The sequence below is a fragment of the Allobaculum stercoricanis DSM 13633 genome, from assembly GCF_000384195.1.
Lineage (GTDB): Bacteria > Bacillota_I > Bacilli_A > Erysipelotrichales > Erysipelotrichaceae > Allobaculum > Allobaculum stercoricanis.
The window spans coordinates 1166513-1185613 of the sequence record NZ_KB913034.1 but is presented as its reverse complement, the minus strand read 5'-3'; the positions used below and the strand labels follow the sequence as shown (position 1 = coordinate 1185613).

Sequence of the window (19101 nt, the reverse complement as noted above, 5' to 3'; positions counted from 1 at the left end):
TTTTTCGTCCAGGAACTTGTTTCATGTGTTGAGCATTGACAACCATTGGGTTTAAATCATAGCCTTCAAGAATATTAAAAACAGGCTTCCAATATGAAGCTGTACTTTCCATCGCTACAGCTTCGCATTGATTGGCTGTTAACCAATCCACAAGATCAAGAAGATCTTGAGTTGATGCACCAAAAGAACGAATTTCAGTAGATTGTTTCGTTCTCAAACAAGCAACCAAAATCTTTTTGTGAACATCGATACCACAACAAACCGCATATAGTCTTTCCATAATTACCTCCAAAAATAGAAAAGCGGCCGATCTTCTGCGAATTAATATTTTTTTCTACGTTCTCGAGCAGGGCGAATTATTCGTTCTGTTTCGAAACAGTCAGTGGTGCATACAGAAGATCTTCTATCAATTTTTTTTGCGAGATCAAATCTCAAAAAAGCAACGATCTCTTCCGCTAATTTCAGTATAGCAAGAGAAAAAAGACCGAGTGATCAAATTCACTCGGTTACATCAGGAGTGGTAGAGCCCGACTGTATGGTTATTTTTTTTGGTGTGTCTAACTCATTTTCAAATATGATTTGAACTTTACATGTAGGACAACGATAGACTTTGAATTTATTCATACCGAATAAGGATCTAGACAACATCACTTGATCTTTGTGTGGAAAATTAATAAACCAGCTAGGATTAGAGTTTTCTGGAGTCCAAACAATATCTTCTTTACCATTGTATATGTATCCCGTTTCCATTTCTTGTAAGCAATATGGACAGATCTTTTTCATCATAAATTACCTTTATTTTTTGTCGCACCTTTAAAGTTAAATAGAAGAGATTAGGTAGTCATTATAGATTTTAATTTTGAATCATTTGTTTTGATCGAATCTTGAAAAGAGAGAAGTTTATTGGGGTTTGGATTTTATAATTTCGATTCCAGATTTGATGATTACGCATGCATAAACAATAACTTGTAGCAATTTGAGTGTTGTAAACTCACAAAGCAAAGAAGGAACCCAATATAATTCTAAAGCAAGAAACCCCCAGAAGAAAAATATATTCCAGTTGTTTTTATTTTGAGAAGTTTTTTTAGGTTCCATTTCAAATTACCCCCTTAAAATGAGTGAATGTTCATTAATTATTATATATCCTGTTTTCTTTGATAACTCTAATAAGCGAAGCAGATACAACTTCAAAAATGATTCAAAGGTTTTTAAGGGTTCTCATTATTTAAGGAAAAATAGAATAATATAGTCATTTCTTGATTCACTCAAGTTGTTTATTTTGGATTAATGATTTAATGGCAAGAAAGAAAAACCGTATTTTTTGTTTTCCATTGCATCGAATATTCGAGCAAATTGGTTTGTGGATCTATGTTTTGTTCGACCACAGAAAATCCTTGGCGGCAATAAAATTGATAAGCCCGCTCATTTTGCGCAAAAACATGGAGAGTCAAAGCAGAATGATGTTGTTGTATATAATGGATAAGTGCTTTGCCAATTCCTTGTGATTGAAATTGTTGATCTACAAAAAGTCCAGCAATATAGTCATTTACTAAGCCAATAAATCCTAAAATCGTTTGATTTTGTTTATAAACATAGACTTCTGCTTGTAAGATTTGTTGGCTTACAATAGGTAAATTTGTATACCAATAATGAGGATCAACAAAAGAATGAGCGAATAAATTTCCTTTTAGCCAAAGTTGCATTACTGAATCTAAATCTTCTTTATTCATTTTACGAATCATAAATACTCCTTATTGTTATATAACATCCATTGTAAAAGATCGATCGCTCAAAACAAAAAACTTCAAATCGCAAATGGATGAATCACCAATTGGATTTGAAGTTTTTTTATTTCAATAGGAAAGTAGCGACGATTAAGCAATTGTTGGTGCAACGAATACACGTGCAGCAAGTTCCTGGTCTAATAAGTAGAGGGAACGTGGATCAGAACCATAAAGTTCCATTTTGTTGACTAAATCATTTGCATTTTTTTCTTCTTCACCTTGTTCTTTAACGAAGTAGTGCATGAATTCCATTGTTAAATAGTCATTTGCTTCAGCTGCAGCTGCATAGATGTTGTGGATTAAGCTTGTAACATATTTTTCGTGTTCTAAGCCGATTCTTACTGGATCTTTGATGTCGTTGATTTCTTTATCTGGTTTAGCGATTGCTGCAAATTCAGGGCGCACACCATTGTCATGAAGATATTTGTACATCATTTTAGCATGGCTCATTTCTTCTTGAGCTTGTACATCGTACCAGTTCGCAAAGCCATCTAAACCGATAGAAGAATAGTAGTTGGATAAATCTAAATATAAATAAGCAGAATAGAATTCTTTATTGATTTGATCATTTAAAAGAGCAGATACTTTTTCGTTCATTTGATTTTTCCTCCGATAAATATTTCGTTTGTTTTGGACATTTGGATTTTGTTTAACGGCGCAACAAGATCTTCAGTCTGGATTCATTATACTATTTTTTTAAGCCAAATTCCTTTTCTAATTCATCGACTTCCTTCAGCCACATTTGACTAGAAGCATCTGATGGCATGCGCCAATCGCCACGAGGCGAGAAGTTAATCGATCCTACTTTTACGCCATCCGGCATGACATTGCGTTTGAATTGTTGACTAAAGAAACGCCAATAGAATGTTCGTAAAGCTTTGAGAATGGTTTGTGTATCGACGTCTTTAAAAGCAATTCGTGCTAGATCAAAAATCTTTTGTGGAGATTCATGATAGCGCAACATGTGATAGAGAAAGAAGTCATGTAGATCATAGCTACCTAATACTTCTTCTGTTTTTTGTGCAATTTTTCCATTTGGATCTGGTGGTAAAAGTTCAGGAGAAACTGGTGTTTCGCAAATATCGATTAAGACATCATGTAAAGGCTGATTTTCTTTTTGTTTTGCGAGCAGGGCATCAGATTCAACGATAAAGCGAACTAAAGTTTTTGGGACAGAGACATTGACGGCATACATCGACATGTGATCACCATTGTAGGTACACCAACCTAAGGCAAGTTCACTTAAATCTCCAGTGCCAATGACAAGAGCGTTATTTTTGTTTGCGACATCCATCAAGATTTGTGTACGTTCACGAGCTTGGGAGTTTTCATAAGTAATATCGTGCGTATTTGGATCTTGATCGATATCAGCAAAGTGTTGCAGAACAGCCGGGCCAATTGGAATTTCCAAAGAAGTGACTTCGAGTAAGTCCATTAACTTTTGGGCATTAGATTTCGTACGTTTTGTTGTGCCAAAGCCTGGCATAGTAATGGCGATGATTCCTTTAGAGTCCAGGTTTAACAGTTTAAACGCTTTTGCACAAACAAGAAGGGCTAAAGTGGAATCTAAGCCACCGGAAATTCCGATCACGACTTTAGAACAGTTAATTTTGGATAATCGCGTCGCTAGGCCTCGGGCTTGTATGGCTAAAATATGTTGGCATCGAGCAATTCGATTGTCTAAATTAGCAGGTACGAAAGGATAAGCATCCACATGGCGTGTGAGTTCAAATTCAGATTTTACAATTGGTTTTGAGGTAAAAGGAATTCTTAAATATCCTTCTTCAAAGTTTTCAAACGAGGTTTTGTATTTGAGACGATCGTTTTTTAAAATCTCTAAATCAATTTGGGCAGTAATGATCTCTTGAGGATTCAATAAGCTACTGGAGGCTAAAAGTTTGCCGTTCTCAGCAATTAAATCTTGACCACCAAAAACTAAATCACTCGAACTTTCATCTGGTCCTGCACAAGCATAAATATATCCAGCTAGGTTACGGGCTGATTGATCGATCACGATGTTTTTTCGATATTCTTCTTTTGCGATGACTTCATTAGATGCCGATAAGTTACAAAGGATGTTTGCTCCTGCTGCCGCATGGTGACTGCTGACTGGAATCGAAACCCATAAGTCTTCGCAGATTTCCGCAGCGACCACTGCTCCAGTCGTTTGATCTTCAAAAACGATTTTATCGCTAACTGGAATGGATTTGTCCATGAATTGGATATGGGCATTATCTGGTAAATACATCGATGAGGTAAACCAACGTGGCTCATAGTATTCGTTATAGTTTGGTAAATATGTTTTGGCATACACACCTAATACTTCGTTATGACTAATAAAGGCAGCACAGTTATACAAATGATTGCCAATTTGTAGGGGTAAACCGACAAAGCAAGATAAATGGGAATCAAGATTGCGAGTTAAATACTCTAAGGCTTTTAAAGCTTTTTGTTGGAGTAATGATTCATAGAATAAATCTTGACAAGTATAACCGGTTAAAGAGAGTTCTGGCGTCACAACAAGTCGGACGTTTTTGGATAATTTTCGGGTGAGCTCTAAAATGGCTTGCGCATTGGCCATCGGATTGCCAATTGCTACAGATGGTGTTAGAGCACTCACTTCAAAATAAGAATAAGGCTTCATATTATTCTCACTTTCTAGTTCTAATTTCAAAACCGAATTCGTTTTGTTTCGTGTTTGATTATATCGAATTTTTGGCAAAAGATAAAAAATCCGCAAACATCAAGTCAGCGGATTTTGAATCAATAAGTTAGATGCGTTTGTCTGGCATTTTAACAAATCGCGAAAGTTTAACATATAGCTCGCCTAATTCATATTCAGGTAGAGAGATGCAACGACTAAAGCCAGGTAGTTCTTTAATTTTGCGATATTCCTTAACGCTTTTTGAATCGATTGCTTTTAAATAAGCGCGACAGAATTCAAGTCGTTCTTGAATTTCTTGACCATCTAATTCGGGGATGGCGCGTTGAATCGTGGAGTAAACACGTTCCATATCGGCAATTACGGAGATGCGGTAATAACGGTTGAAATGGCGACGTAAACGCAACAATTTAGAATCGGCTTTTGCTTGTGGTAAACCCGTGACGTTTGAGTTATGAATTCGATAATCAAACAAAGGCTCATCGAGGTAGTAAAGGGCATCATAACTAGAAGCTAATAAAGCTAAAAACCAGTCGTGAGCTAAAGCAAAGTCGTGTCGCTTTGTGTAGTCTTGGGCAAGTTCTTTAGTGATCATCATTGCACAACCTTGGAAGTAGTTATGCAGCAACATTTGATCTTTTGTGACGACATTAATTCCATTAGGATTTTCAACTTGCCATGGAATTAAGTTTTGGTTAGACCAGCCGTCATTGAGTGGGACTTGATAAATTTCGCCTTCTTGATTCATAAATTCAAATGAAGAGGCAATGAGTTTTGCGTTTGGTTTTTCTTTGGCCGCAGCTAAAAGTTTTTCGACTTTATCTAGATGCCAACGATCATCTTGATCGCTTAAGAAAATATAATCCCCACTTGCTTGTTCTAATAAACAAGCAAAGTTACCAATATAACCGAGGTTTTGATCTGCTTCGATTAAACGGGCTGGAACATTTGGATGGGTATTGATCCAGTTTTGAATCACTTGTTTCGAGTCATCTGTTGAACAGTCATCACGAACTAAAATCTCATCGACAGGATGAGTTTGATTGGCAATGGAATCGAGTTGTTCTGCTAAATAGTTAGCCCCATTATAAGCAGCAAGGACAACACTTAATTTTGGATTGAACGCTTCAGGCATTCTAGTCCTCCTTTGGTTGAATAGCTTGTTCACCTTCAAGACGAACACGGATTGTTTTATGGTCGATTTGACGTCGAGTCACTCCATCACGCAAAATGACTTCAATACGGTGTGTTCCTGGAGTTAAATCCCAAGCAGCAACGATCTTTTCAAATCCAATTTTATTTTCATCGAGGAAACCAGCATAGTCTTCAGAGTAAGCATCGTAAACATCTGTACGAACAGAACGAGCGATATCATCAAGAGGCTGATCGTCAATTAAAACTTCGATTTGTTCATCTAATGAGTTTGAAACAGCCCAACCAATTAAATGTAAGTTGACTTGTGAATCAAGTACTTCGAAGTTAGAAGGTTGATCTAAGAAGATGCAACCACGAGGAGTTAAATCTTCAATTTTTTCTTCTTTTGCCTTTTTCACTTCTTCTTTATTGTCGATTGCGGATTGTTCGAGATATTTAGAAATGACGTAAGTTGGGTCACCATCTAAACGTAGTGTTCCTTTGTAGATCCATACAGCTCTTGTACAAAGAATTTTCATCATGCCTAAAGTGTGAGAGACAATGACGATTGTTTTATCTGAGTCACGCAGTTGTTCGAGTTTATCAAAGCACTTGTTTTGGAAGTGTTGGTCACCAACAGCAAGGATTTCGTCAATCAATAAAATTTCTGCATCGACGTTGATCGCTACTGAGAAGGCTAAACGCATATACATACCAGAAGAGTATGTGCGGACAGGTTCATCGATAAAAGAACCAAGTTCTGAGAATTCAATAATGTCATCGATACGTTTATCGATTTCTTCACGAGTTAAGCCAAAAATAGCGGCATTAAAATAAATGTTTTCACGTCCTGTAAAGTCAGGGTGGAAGCCAGCCCCTAGCTCTAATAAACTAGTGACTTTTCCGTTTGTTTCGACTGTTCCTTCATTTGGATACAGGATACGCGTCATGAGTTTAAGGAGTGTGGATTTACCAGAACCATTGGTTCCGATTAAAGCAACTGTTTCTCCTTTGTTGATATCGAGGTTGATATTTTTCAAGACTGTATTTTCTTGAACTTCACCACGACGACGAGTGAGTCGTTCTTTGAGCGTTTTTTGTTTATCTTTATAAGTCTTGAAGGTTTTGCTCATGTTCCGGATTTCAATAGCATGATTTGGATCCATCGATTAACCCTCCCTTTGTTTAAGTCTTGCCAGTTGTTGTTCAGTTGGTTTTTCAGGACGAATTGTTCCTGCCGTATAGTAAGCATCGCCTAAAAAGAGCGGGTTAATATAGGGGTTGAATTCATCGTCTTGACGTAATTGATATGTACCATTTGTAATGTCGAGATTGATGTTATAGAACGGATCAGGTGTACGTAAAACATCTGGCCAGTATTGATACATTTTGCGAACATCGTCTTCAAAACGTTTTTTCTTTTCAGGTGAATCTTCGAAACCACGTGTTCTTGATTCATAGTGATACATTTGGGCATATGGGTTTTGCACAATCCAATAGCCATGATCACGAATTCGTAAGCAGAAATCGACGTCGTTATATGCAACTGGTAAATCTTCATTGAAGCCTTGAACTTCATCAAAGACTTTTTTAGGCACCATCATACAAGCGGCTGTAACACAAGAAACGTTATGGACAGTGCGGACACGATAGTTGGTGTTGACATCGCTTTGCCCACATAATGCGTGACCGGCAACGCCGGAATGACCGATGATGACACCGTTGTGTTGGAATGTACCATCTTCATAGTAGAGTTTTGCGCCAACAGCACCGACATTTTTTTGAACGCATTGACCTAATAATTCTTCAAGTAATAAATGGTCAAAAGCTTCAGTATCGTTATTTAAGAATAATAAATATTCACCTTTGGCAAAGGTTACTCCATAGTTGTTGATCGCTGAGTAGTTAAATGGCTTATCCCAAACAACAACCTTGACATTTGAATATTGTGCTTGAAGTTGTTTGTATTTTGTTTTGGTTGAAGCAAATTCGGAATTGTTTTCAACAATAATGATTTCAAAATTGCGATAGCGAGATAAATTCTCAATAGACTGAATGCAATAAGTTAAATCATCGGCATGATCTTTGTTTGGGATGATGATCGAGATCAATGGTTGTTGAGGAACATCGAAACGCATATGGTAATGACCTGGAGTTTCGGTGTTGATTAAATGACCGCGGGTATGATTACGTTCAGTCCAATCCATTAAGGCGCGTTCACCAGCATCATAAGCCCAAGTCTTACTATCCGCATCTAATGCAGTTGATCCATCATGCATACGCCAGTGATACAAAATCTTTGGAATATGTTTGATTTTGTTTGGATCACAAACATCATCGAGACGCAACATTAAATCAAAGTCTTGCGCTCCATCAAATTCAGAACGAAGTGTTCCTCCTGCTAAATCGTAAATCTCCCGTTTCATTGCTAAGAAGTGGCAAATATAGTTGGTGGATTGTAAAAGAGCAGGGGAGTAGTCAGGCTTGAAGTTCGGCCCGACATAACGTCCAGTGGAATCTTCATATTTGTCTTCGTCTGTATATACGTATTGATAATCGTCTTCGTTAAATGCTTTGACTACTTGATATAAGCAATCTGGTTCAAGGAAGTCGTCATGATCATATAAGGCAATGATTTCACCTTTTGCTAGATCAACAGCAGCATTCATGTTGCCGGCAATACCTTTATTTTCATTTAAACGACACCAAGAAATTCTTGGATCTGGGTTGTTTTTTAACCAAGTTTCGACTTGGTCATTTGTTGAACCATCGGCAATACATAATTGCCAATTTGGATAGGTTTGTTCTTTGACTGATCCAATTGTTTTTTCAAGCAAATCAAGAGGAGTATTGAACGCAGCAACAATTAATGAAATTAAAGGTTGATATTCAAATGTTTCTTGACGTTGTTTAGCTAGTTCATCAGCACTTGTGCGATGGGCTCTAAACCAAACGTTGTAGCGATCATTGAAATCTGCTTCGACTTCTTCAGCTACAATATTTGTTTGTTTTTCTTTTTCATCGATTGGATCAAGATTATTTTCAGCACGTTCTTTTGCGAGTTGTTGTTGCATAAAGTCAACAGGTAAATTGGCTGCAAGACGTGGCGGAGTTGGTCGTTTTCCCGTTAAACGTGTTGCATAGTATCGAGTTCGACGAGCAATTTTTTCTTTTAAAAGATTATATGTGTAGCTCGTAGTTGGTTTGATTGGATCGTGGGGAACAGGGACAAGCTGTTTAGTTGGATCAGTATGAATAATCCAAGTATCTTTTGAATTGGATACTTTTAAATAAACAGGCGTTGCAACTTGTTCACCTTGAGGAATGCTGATATTAAATCCGCAAATTGTTTCACCAAGGACAAAATAGAAGCGACGAACGTCTAAACGTTTTGTCATTGTAATTCGCGCATTTTCGATTTTTTTGTCGTTGGCATCGAATACTTCAAATGTTAAATCTTCTAAAGAAGGCGTAACGAACCATCCACCAATGAGCAATTTTTTATAGCGTAGTTCACATAAATCAACGGAAAAATCACAACCGCTCATGTTATAGAAAGGAGCGAGGGATTCCGGTTCAAAAATGATCGGCGCAAAGTCGTTATACGCAATTTCAATTCGTTGCAGTTTGTCAGATTGCATAGGAGCAGTGAAGTCCATACGCAAAACATAACCCGGACGAGCGCCGGGTTGCGGATCTATCGATGCATTTTCCATACGACGGATTCGGCAAGGGACTTCTTTGAAATTGACCTTTGTTTTAAAGTGATCCTCTTTTGAAGTGGGGTCTACTGCACTCCCCCATGCTAAAACATGGAAAGAGTGATCGGGATGGTCAATGATTTCAATTCGATCCACTTGGAATCGGGAAATGTCTGTTTTCATAATGATCTCCAGTTCTATAGTTCTTCCGCAAAACCTTTTTGCAGTTTATCAAATACCCAGTTACCCATCATAATTAATACAAATGAGATAAGAAGCAGAACAGCTAATGAACCCCATTCTGGCATTGTGCCGTACATCATGACGTTACGGTAACAGTTCATCAATAATGTCATTGGGTTATGTGAAACTAAGAAATATAACATGCTTCCAGATGGGAACATATCCAATGAGTAGATGATTGGTGTGCCATAGAATAATAAGTTCAAGAAGAATTGAACTAAGTTTTCAACGTCTTGAACATAAACGTTAATTGCGGACAAAATCAATCCGCAGCCATAGCACAATAAAGCTTCAACAACCGCAATTAAAGGAAGGAAGATTAAATTCCAAGTGAGTGGGATTTGGAAAATAACTACAAAGATTAAAATAATTGGTACCGCGAAGAAGAAGTTAATCAAATTCGAGATCACCTGAGATAAAATTAAAATCTTTCGTGGGAAATAGACTTTTTTGATAATACCTGCATTGGCTTTAATACAACCAGTCGCGCCATTGATGCTCGCTAAAAAGAAGTTCCATGGGAAAAAGGCTGTAATTAAGAAAACAAGAAAGTTTTCCATGGATCCGCGCATTAAATAAGGGAATACAAGGTAGTAAACGAATACCTGAAGTAATGGGTTGATGAATGACCATAACATACCCAGAATTGAACCTTTATAACGACCGCGTATGTCTTTACGAACATTGGTTTTTAAAAGCTCACGATATTCATAGAATTCTCGTAGAGTTTGCATTGAATACCTCCAAAAATGTATGCAATCACTAGCAAGTGAGATTTGTTGTTGAACAACAATATTTGATTTCAATAAAGGGAGTAAATCTAATCATTGAAATTCAAAATTCAGTTTTGCCAACTTACATTATAAAAGAAGTTTTCCAGGAATCACAAATAGATATGGAAAACAAACACAAAAGAATGATAGCAAGGACATGCAAAGCGAATTAAATGGACAACAAAGCGCTATCAAGTTTGAGAATCAGGTCTGCTCAACTCACAAAACCTTCAATTGCTCTTGCTGCATTGCATGAACGCGCTATTTAACCAGTCTAACATGTTTAAAAATGAACCTAAATGCTTTTATTGATTTATGAGGGAGTTAAAGTTGGGATCAACTTGTTGAACGATTCAAATAATCCTCAAGACGATGAATAAAAAGAATACGAAAAGCTTAATCGTCAAAGACACAAGTTAAAAAATCAAAACAGTTATGAGTGCTTTTTTGCAAATTATGAATAATTTATAAACTAATTGAAAACGAATATATCACTTGTTAAAATCAAAATAGAAAAGATATCTTTTGTCGATAGATAAAGCTTGTATCATCACTTTTAATCATAATACCAACCATCATTTTTCATGATCAAGCAAGAGGGAAGACCTACAGTCTAAATCAACTTTAATTCGAATGTTCACCCAAACAAGAGCATTAAATCATCATAATGATTTCAATCTCTATTTGTATTCAAGTTTTTCGGGTGATTCGTTCATAAATTTTTATTCAATATGAAAGATCGACAAAAAATATCGATAAGGACGTGATGACCATGACTTTTCTTCAACTTGAATACATGTTCAAGTTAATTAGAAACATAAAAAATGAATGAATCAGAAAAGAGGTGAACTAAAATGAAAAAACATTTAAAACGACTTAGTGTATTCATAGCAAGCAGTGTACTTTTCGCTTGTTCAACCAATCCAAATTCTTCTTCGTTATCCCAATAGTCACATTTGTCTACAACCGAAGCATCTTCGCAAACCTCATCAACAGAAAGTGAGAAAGATCAAAACGTTATTTTGTTAGAAACTAATGGGGAATTAATTAAAAATGAGTTTGAGGGCTTATGGGAAAACGTTGCTCCAGGGGGTGCCACTGTCTACAATAATCATTTCTATTTTTCTGTTAGAGGCCGCGGAACGAATTCAATATCGTATACAGCTCGTGAATACAAATTAGATTTAAATAACGGAAATCTTACTCTTATAAAGGGATATCCACAAAGTAAAGTAAGAGTTTCTGATTTTATCGAATTCAACGGAGTTCTTTATGAGGCAATTACAGATCTTCAAGATCCTTCCATTCGTTTTAGAATCCTTGCGGATGACATAGAAATTTGGACTGGCTTTAGCGAACCACAATTTTTTGTTGTTGATGATCATTTGTTGTTTGAAGGGGTAGCATCAATTGAAGGACAAAAGACGGATGTCGTTTGCCGAATCAATCCCGATCATTCCATCACGACTTTAGTACAATCGGGTCAAGATGGTTTAGGTCATTTATTTCCGTCGCCGAATTTATCTTCGAATCGTTCAAAAGTTCTTTTTACTTCGACTAAAGATGAAAAGAACGTGTATGTACTCGTAGATGCTAACGGCTATGAAATTGTAGAACAGCCAAATCATGTCATATATGAAAGCTTATTATTAGAAGACGATATTTTTGTCGCTTATTCCGATCGGAAAACACCAGTTGTTGTAAATGGCAATGATGGCAATGCAAATACCGATAATGAATATGTTGCAATTTCATTATCGACAAAAGAAGTTTATCCAGTCCATTCTTCTTTTAAACAGCTCGGAAATATTGCGGATGTAACAGCGATCGATCAATCGATTTTGTTCCATCATCCAAAAGAAGAGGGAGTATGGAAAGGTACGTTAAACAATCAGGGATTGGTAGTTAGAAAAATTCCTGGCCTCGAGCCAAATCGCTATTTCTATATCTATCCGATAGACGAGCAAAGAGCATTATTTTTAGGATTTGACGATGATCCAGAAGGAAAAGGAGCAAGACCGATATTCTATTTAGTGAATATTAAATAGTTTTATACTCTTACAAGAATTATTTTTATTTCGTAAGCGATCATTCAAATTCATTCTCTATTTAGATTCTCTTCATTGAATCGGGGAGAATCTTTTCTGTTTATACAATTCTTTAGTAATCAGCATGATGAATAGATAAATCTAGACGATTTTCCATTTTTTATAGAATCAAATTGTACTTTTAGTCTAAGCATAGAAAAAGCACCTAACGAGAGGTGCTTTTTTGATGATTGATGATCAACATCAATCATCGCTTGTTTAAGACGGTTGCTTTAATTATTTTTTGCGTCTGGATAATTATGTTTGAAGCGACCACCATAAGCACTATTCTTTGCGTTCAACAAATAAAGTACTACTGCAATGGCTACTACGCTAACAATCATAATTACAATGCCAGTTGACATCTCAACCTTACCGGTCAAGGATAAGTACAACATGACTGCTACTACAACAAAAATCAAAACGAGCAACAGTCCGTTAAGCAGATTGTTTTTCTTTTGCATATGCAGCCTCCTGATCATGATTTGAATGATCTTTTACAATAAAATTTTAACATTTAGATCTTAGAATAAAATGTTTTTAAATAAAATTACTGTTATAAAATATTTATAAAACTAGTTAGGTAAAGAACCAGTTAAAACAATTTCCTCTATATTAGAATACATCACCCAGCAAGACTATCTAATCGAGAAATTAGCACCACTGTACCAATAACCGCCATCAACTAAGCAACTATATGGATCATTAACATATGAATGATAATTAATTGTGTAAGTTAATTTCGACATGTTTGGAGTAGCCCACTGATTGGTAATTTCACAAGTTCAAAGAGCTGGAACATATGTTACACGAGCGGAAAGATGAATATCACTGACAGAAGCAGTTCCTCCATCATAATAGTAATATCCACTAATATTCACTTTCGCGCTTGATACACAACTACCGCCGACATCCTGAATTCGATCACATACGTTTGATTTACATTAACTCTAGAAGGGCTTCTAGCGATCGAATTAGCTGGTTGAGGTTCGGTATAAGAAAGATCCTCAAGAAGAATGACGTCACCTTTCTTAGGAATTGGTGCAATGCTGTAATCACATGCTGTAACTACAGGTTCAAAAAAACTAGCAGCTTTAATAGGTGTGCTATTAAAACTTGTGATAGTAGATCCTACTATCAAAGAAGATGATAACAATAGTTTTAAGAATGAATTTTTAATTGGGTATGCCTCCTTTCTACTCTTAAAACTGATATAAAACAATGACAGCGCTATCTATGTATAAACATTAACATTTTTCTCGATGTTTGCATATTAATAAGTATATGCATAATCTAAAAGTTTTATTAACTTAAAATTAAGTTAAAGAGAAATTGATTATATACTTTAATCGCTGCAATTCATCAAATTAGATGGCTTATTTTTTTAGAAAAATTCTAGGTTTACATGTGGATTTATTCTTTATTTAAAACAAAATACAAGGCGAGAAACGATTGAATTGAACTTGCGAAAAGAAAGGTCAAATTCAAAAGGATCCGCCTATTTTTAATTGTAGATCCATGCAGATTCAATAGCATTGAATCAAATCTTAGAAAAGGGGCTGTAGAGCGCAGAATTTTGCAAATTTTCTCAAAATCCTAGGCGTTCGTTACAGCCCCTTTTTTATCCCTTCATTCGATGATCAGCCAATGCGAATGAAGAAAGAAACGGATACTAACATTATGGAGAAAAGATAAAAATGGGCTTTAACGATTCTGATTATTTTTATACACTACGTGAATTTTTCTTGTTTTTATTTTTGTAAAGCATGTATAGATAGATGTATTTGGCTGAATTTTGAATTTTATATTGTTTTTTATCAGCTATTATCACAAAACCATCATCACATAGTGCATTTTCTCTTCCGTTTTGATACAGTTCAAATCTTTGCTGGTAACTTAAACAAGCTTTCTTCAAACATGAGCTTGTCAGTGAAGTGAATAAACTGTTATTCGAAGTCTAGTGTTTTTAGATTGATTGCCTAGTTAAAGTTTCGTCCTAATAGAAATCTAATTTTTGTCGAAGAGTAATCTCATACCCAAATTTGGATGGATAGGATTTTTTTGAAGGAGATGTTCTTTGCTAAACATATTTATGATCAATTTGAAAGTGGAGAATTATAAAATTTAAATGAACTTAAAGGTGACCTACAATATGATCGAAACAAAATGGAATTATGAATGTAAAAATGTTTGTGTTAGCGTTTTCATTTTGTTATAATTTCTTTGAAAGGAGACGGATGAACTAATTAATCATTCGCGTATTATATATGAAGTCTTTACAAAAGAAAATCGCCGTTTTTCTAACATGTTTATCAACTTGTATTGTATCTTCTGGTATTTCCGTATTTGCTCAAGAAAATAAATTAGATAGCACGAATACCAAAATTACCGCTTGTCCACCACCAAGAACTAAAGGTACTATGACAGACGAAGCATTTATAAATTTCATAGAAAATGAATATAATATTTCTCGTAATGATGATAATGTGTTTGTGCAATTTAATGGTAATGGAACAACCTCTGTTACTATAGTTGAATCTAAAACTGAATTTGTGGTTTTAACATCACCAACAAAAGAAGAAGCTGAAATGTTAGAAAATTATAATGAGAACAAAAGAAGCATTTTATGGGAAGCTTTAGTTTGGCTTTTTAAATTTATGGATGCAGCTGGAGATGTAATATCAGGGTGTGAATTGATCCAAGGGGTATCTGGAGTAGATGTATGTGGAGAAATTTCTAAGCAAGTTATAGATAATTTGATTGCAGTAGGAACTCGAAAAAGATTCAAAGTAATACGAGACATCGTAAAGAAACCATGTCCTTTTCCTCCACATTCTCAACAATGTAATGAACCACCTTATGCATATTGGCGGACAAGTTATCAAGCGTATTAATGGGATTGATATTGATGAAAAAATCTCATATTTTCTGGTTTGTTGTTGTTTTAATAGCATATATAAGACAGGTGATACAAATAGTGACGGATAATTATTCACCGGACATAATTCACATTCTTTTTACAATATTAGGTCCTTTTATTTTGATATATAAGGCAAAGCTTTTACTGGATGATATAAAACAAAGTCGACAAAATAAAGAAAACGAATGATAAGTTCCCTTTTAGTTGATACTCGAAATAATTCCATCGAGTCGTCACTAAAAGGGATTTTTTTGTCTAGTCAATCAAAATATTCTGCTGAATTCTAAAAAAGGACACTATTTCTAGTGTCCTTATCATTCAATATGTTTGTTGAAATAAAAGTTTTTGTGATCGTGAGCAGATTTGATTATTCTTCTTCTGGAGCATCGTACATATGAGAGATTGGATGTACGAGATCGTTGAATTCGGATTCGTCTGCAGTAACCATTGCACTGTCTTTTGAATATTTCTTAACAGCAGCAGAAGATTTTGCGATTGGAGCAAGTGTACCTGCACCAGCAACGCATCCGCCAGGGCAAGCCATACCTTCAAGTAGGTAACCATTTAAGCGTCCTGCTTTTGCCATTAATAACATTGTACGGCAGTTCTTTAAGCCTTCAGCCGCTTGAACTTTAACAACTGTACCTGGGTGTTCTTTTTCGATTAAAGTTTTAACCGCTTTAGCAACACCACCGGAAACTGCGAATTCACGTCCAGCAGCAGTTGCTTTATCGAATGTTTCTTCGCATGTGATTGTTGGTAAGTCGATTTTTTTAGCACTGAACATACCCATTACTTCTTCGAATGTTAAAACGAAGTCGACATCTGAACGAATGGAACGACGGCTTGCTTCCAGTTTTTTAGCAGCGCATGGACCGATGAAGCAAACTTTTGCGTTTGGATGATCTTTTTTGATCATACGAGCTGTTAAAACCATTGGTGTTAAAGCCATGGAGATGTTGTCTTTGAATTGTGGGAATTCTTTTTTCGCAAGAACAGACCAAGCTGGGCAGCAAGATGTTGCCATGAAGTCGAGTTCTTCTGGAACTTTCTTTAAGAAGTCTTCTGCTTCTTCAATCGTACATAAGTCAGCACCGATCGCAACTTCCACAACATCGGCGAAACCTAATTCTTTTAAGCCACCAATGACTTGTTCTGGAGTTACATTCGCTCCGAATTGACCAATGAAGGCAGGAGCAACGGCAGCGATAACTTCATGTTCGCGCATCGCATAAATCGTTTGGAAAATTTGACCTTTGTCAACAATTGCACCAAATGGGCAGTTTACTAAACATTGACCACAAGATACGCATTTATCGTAGTTGATTTTTGCTTTTCCATCTTCGTCACTTGTGATGGCGTTCATACCACAGCTTGCAGCACATGGACGTTCGATTTTGATGATTGCGTTGTATGGACATACATCTTGGCATTTACCACATTTAATACAAAGGTCTTGATTGATTTCAGAACGACCATTCACGATAGAGACTGCTTTTTTAGGACAAACTTCTACACATTGGTGAGAAAGGCATCCTTGGCATCCATCGGTAACCATAACTTTCTTTTCTGGGCATGCGTGGCATGCAAAAGAAATAATATTAATCAATGGTTGATCATAGAATTTTTCGGCAATAATACTTTCTTCGACACCATCACTAATCGCACCTGCTGTTGTGATATCACGAACAGGAAGCCCCATTCCTAAACGTAAACGTTCACCAATAATTGCACGTTCTAAGAAAATGGAATCACGGTATTTTGCTTGTTTACCTTCGATAATTTCGTAAGGGATGGATTCTAATCTTTCTGTATAATTTACATCTTCTTCATAAGCCATTTCGGCAATTGCCGCAAAGACTTTACGACGAATATCGGTTACTGAGTTGTATACTCCTCTCATTGTTTTTCTCCTCTCAATTCTTATCTATACTCTATCAAACAATTCATATTTCTTGCTTTAAGAATATGAATAATATACAAAAACAAGTGAATATTGATGACATATGTGTAAAAAATCACAAAATAGATTCCGAAAGTGTTGTATGAGCATGACTGGAACCGATTACAAATCAGTTTCTTTGGTTTAGTGGATAGATTCGAAAATGATAGATCTTTATTCATTTACAGATCTATAGCAACATCATTTCTATAGCTTGCTCAATATCAAAAGATCGATTAAGCTCAATAAAAGTTGAAATAATTTAAAGGATAAAGAGGATAAGAATATGCAAGAAGTGATCATTTCTAAAAATGATGCCAATCAGCGTCTAGATAAATTTTTATTAAAAGCCTATCCCAATTTGAAAACGAGTGCGATGTATAAAGCGATTCGTAATAAGAAAATAAAAGTCAATCGTAAACGGGCGCAGTACGACCAAAAGCTTGTTGAAGGCGATGTTTTGCTTTTGTTTTTACCACCTGATTTATTAGAGAAAGAAACAAAGAAGATCCAGCCAGCCAAAAAGCTTGATGTCATTTATGAAGACGATCAAATTGTGGTGATGAATAAGCCGGCAGGCCTTTTGTCGATGAAAGACCAGGCTACAGAACAAGATACATTAAATGATCGTTTGCTATCATGGTTGGTTGCCAATAAAAGATATGATCCGAATGTTGAACAATCATTCACTCCTTCGATTGCTCATCGTTTAGATCGCAATACTTCTGGACTTGTTTTGGCGGGGAAAACTGCCCAAGCTGCGCGAGATTTAAGTTTGGCAATTGCGCAAAATCAAGTTCATAAATACTATCTAGCAATTACCGATCAATATCCAAAACAAGGTTTGATTGAACTTTATCTTAAAAAAGAGGGGACTAGGGCTCTTGTCAGTGATCGGCCAAAAGATCAATACGATCTAGCGAAAATGAAAGTTAAAACGCTTCAACAAAAAGATGGCTTATATTTATCACAAATTGAATTGATGACAGGACGTTTTCATCAAATTCGCGCTTGCCTAGCTTATTTGCATACGCCACTTTGGGGTGATTTAAAATATAAAGGAACGCCGAATAAAAAAGGATATTATTTACAAGCTTATAAAATTGATTTAAATGATACGCCGTTTCATCAAGCAAACGTTGTTGAAATTCCTAAATCGAAACAAATCCATCTTGAGTTCAATCAATAGATGAGATTTGAACTTTAGCATTGTGAAAATAGATAGACTTTACCATTTTGATTCGATAATACATTGAATATTTTGTCATTCATGATCTGTACGCTAAACGTATGGATCATTTTTTTTCGAGTATTGTTTTTATTTTCGTCTTAGTGACAATCCATATCTATTATGGAGTTCAACAAATCAAGATCTACAAAACATTTAAGCCACTTTCTAATGGTCTTTTAATTTTATGGGTGTTGATCAGTGGAATGATCTTTCGATATTCGTTTTGGCCACACACTTTATCGTTAATGATCTTGATTAGTTGCGTATTGGCGTTCTATCAAGATTGGACAACTCAATATTTTTCTTTGCGATGGCTCTGCTTACTATTGATCGCAATTTTATTCATCCCTTATTGTCCGGTTGAATTTTGTTCGCGCCTTATGGCTTGTGCATATGCAGGAATGATGGGGATTGCTGTTTATTTTCATTGGTTAGGTTTGGCGGATTGGATTTATATAATTGTGATTGGTGGGGTGTTAGGCTTTTGGCGATTGCTCCTTTTATTAATCACATCCAGTATAATGGGGTTACTAGATGCAATATGCACCCATAAAACCTATATTCCATTCATAAGTGCTTTAGTGATCAATACCGTTTGGATGATCACACTGACCTTTTGATGGT

16 protein-coding genes are annotated in these 19101 nt (G+C 35.9%); 4 read left to right on the top strand and 12 right to left on the bottom strand.

Annotated features, from left to right (window positions below; translation table 11 throughout):
- From ALLST_RS10205 to ALLST_RS0105425, 10 genes are all read right to left on the bottom strand, one after another.
- Nucleotides 1-280: IS110 family transposase (locus tag ALLST_RS10205; protein ID WP_033399749.1), on the bottom strand; the 280-nt coding region annotated here is incomplete at its 3' end.
- A gap of 218 nt (nucleotides 281-498) precedes the next feature.
- On the bottom strand, nucleotides 499-783 hold the full coding sequence (locus tag ALLST_RS11690) for a PF20097 family protein (protein ID WP_281166757.1): 285 nt from the start codon (nucleotides 781-783) through the stop codon (nucleotides 499-501).
- 117 nt (nucleotides 784-900) lie between these two features.
- On the bottom strand, nucleotides 901-1095 hold the full coding sequence (locus ALLST_RS0105460) for a hypothetical protein (protein WP_019893085.1): 195 nt from the start codon (nucleotides 1093-1095) through the stop codon (nucleotides 901-903).
- 197 nt (nucleotides 1096-1292) lie between these two features.
- Nucleotides 1293-1742, bottom strand: coding sequence for an N-acetyltransferase (locus tag ALLST_RS0105455; RefSeq protein ID WP_019893084.1), 450 nt, complete (start codon nucleotides 1740-1742; stop codon nucleotides 1293-1295).
- A 132-nt stretch (nucleotides 1743-1874) separates the two neighbouring features.
- The gene (locus ALLST_RS0105450) at nucleotides 1875-2381 is read right to left on the bottom strand and encodes a ferritin (RefSeq protein WP_019893083.1); all 507 of its coding nucleotides are present in this window, start codon (nucleotides 2379-2381) and stop codon (nucleotides 1875-1877) included.
- Nucleotides 2382-2472: 91 nt separating this feature from the next.
- A complete protein-coding gene (locus tag ALLST_RS0105445; protein WP_019893082.1) occupies nucleotides 2473-4428 on the bottom strand; it encodes an NAD(+) synthase in 1956 nt (651 codons plus the stop codon).
- Between the two features lie 127 nt (nucleotides 4429-4555).
- Nucleotides 4556-5581 (bottom strand): glycosyltransferase family 2 protein, encoded by a 1026-nt coding sequence (locus ALLST_RS0105440; protein ID WP_019893080.1) that lies wholly within the window; start codon nucleotides 5579-5581, stop codon nucleotides 4556-4558.
- Between the two features lies 1 nt (nucleotide 5582).
- Nucleotides 5583-6746, bottom strand: a complete 1164-nt coding sequence (locus tag ALLST_RS0105435) for an ABC transporter ATP-binding protein (RefSeq protein WP_019893079.1) — start codon at nucleotides 6744-6746, stop codon at nucleotides 5583-5585.
- 3 nt (nucleotides 6747-6749) lie between these two features.
- Nucleotides 6750-9464: a glycosyltransferase family 2 protein gene (locus tag ALLST_RS10195; protein ID WP_019893077.1), complete on the bottom strand. Its 2715-nt coding sequence runs from the start codon at nucleotides 9462-9464 to the stop codon at nucleotides 6750-6752.
- Nucleotides 9465-9478: 14 nt separating this feature from the next.
- Nucleotides 9479-10258 carry an ABC transporter permease gene (locus ALLST_RS0105425; RefSeq protein WP_019893076.1) on the bottom strand — a complete coding sequence of 260 codons (780 nt, stop codon included), beginning with the start codon at nucleotides 10256-10258 and terminating at the stop codon, nucleotides 9479-9481.
- 995 nt (nucleotides 10259-11253) lie between these two features.
- On the opposite strand from ALLST_RS0105425, the gene ALLST_RS0105420 reads away from it, so the two are divergent.
- Nucleotides 11254-12345, top strand: a complete 1092-nt coding sequence (locus ALLST_RS0105420; RefSeq protein ID WP_156816569.1) for a hypothetical protein — start codon at nucleotides 11254-11256, stop codon at nucleotides 12343-12345.
- Nucleotides 12346-12617: 272 nt separating this feature from the next.
- On the opposite strand, the gene ALLST_RS0105415 is transcribed toward ALLST_RS0105420, so the two are convergent.
- Complete coding sequence (locus ALLST_RS0105415) at nucleotides 12618-12848, bottom strand: hypothetical protein (RefSeq protein ID WP_019893074.1); 231 nt, start codon at nucleotides 12846-12848, stop codon at nucleotides 12618-12620.
- 1956 nt (nucleotides 12849-14804) lie between these two features.
- Here ALLST_RS0105415 and ALLST_RS0105405 point away from each other — a divergent pair.
- Nucleotides 14805-15278 (top strand): hypothetical protein, encoded by a 474-nt coding sequence (locus ALLST_RS0105405; protein ID WP_169336053.1) that lies wholly within the window; start codon nucleotides 14805-14807, stop codon nucleotides 15276-15278.
- Between the two features lie 393 nt (nucleotides 15279-15671).
- Here the strand turns inward: ALLST_RS0105405 and ALLST_RS0105395 are convergent, their stop codons facing one another.
- Nucleotides 15672-17207: a 4Fe-4S dicluster domain-containing protein gene (locus ALLST_RS0105395; protein ID WP_019893070.1), complete on the bottom strand. Its 1536-nt coding sequence runs from the start codon at nucleotides 17205-17207 to the stop codon at nucleotides 15672-15674.
- Between the two features lie 325 nt (nucleotides 17208-17532).
- Here ALLST_RS0105395 and ALLST_RS10190 point away from each other — a divergent pair, with 325 nt between their 5' ends.
- Together ALLST_RS10190 and ALLST_RS0105385 are read left to right on the top strand one after the other, a co-directional pair.
- On the top strand, nucleotides 17533-18435 hold the full coding sequence (locus ALLST_RS10190; RefSeq protein WP_019893069.1) for an RluA family pseudouridine synthase: 903 nt from the start codon (nucleotides 17533-17535) through the stop codon (nucleotides 18433-18435).
- Between the two features lie 101 nt (nucleotides 18436-18536).
- A complete protein-coding gene (locus ALLST_RS0105385; protein ID WP_019893067.1) occupies nucleotides 18537-19097 on the top strand; it encodes a hypothetical protein in 561 nt (186 codons plus the stop codon).
- Nucleotides 19098-19101: the final 4 nt, after the last annotated feature.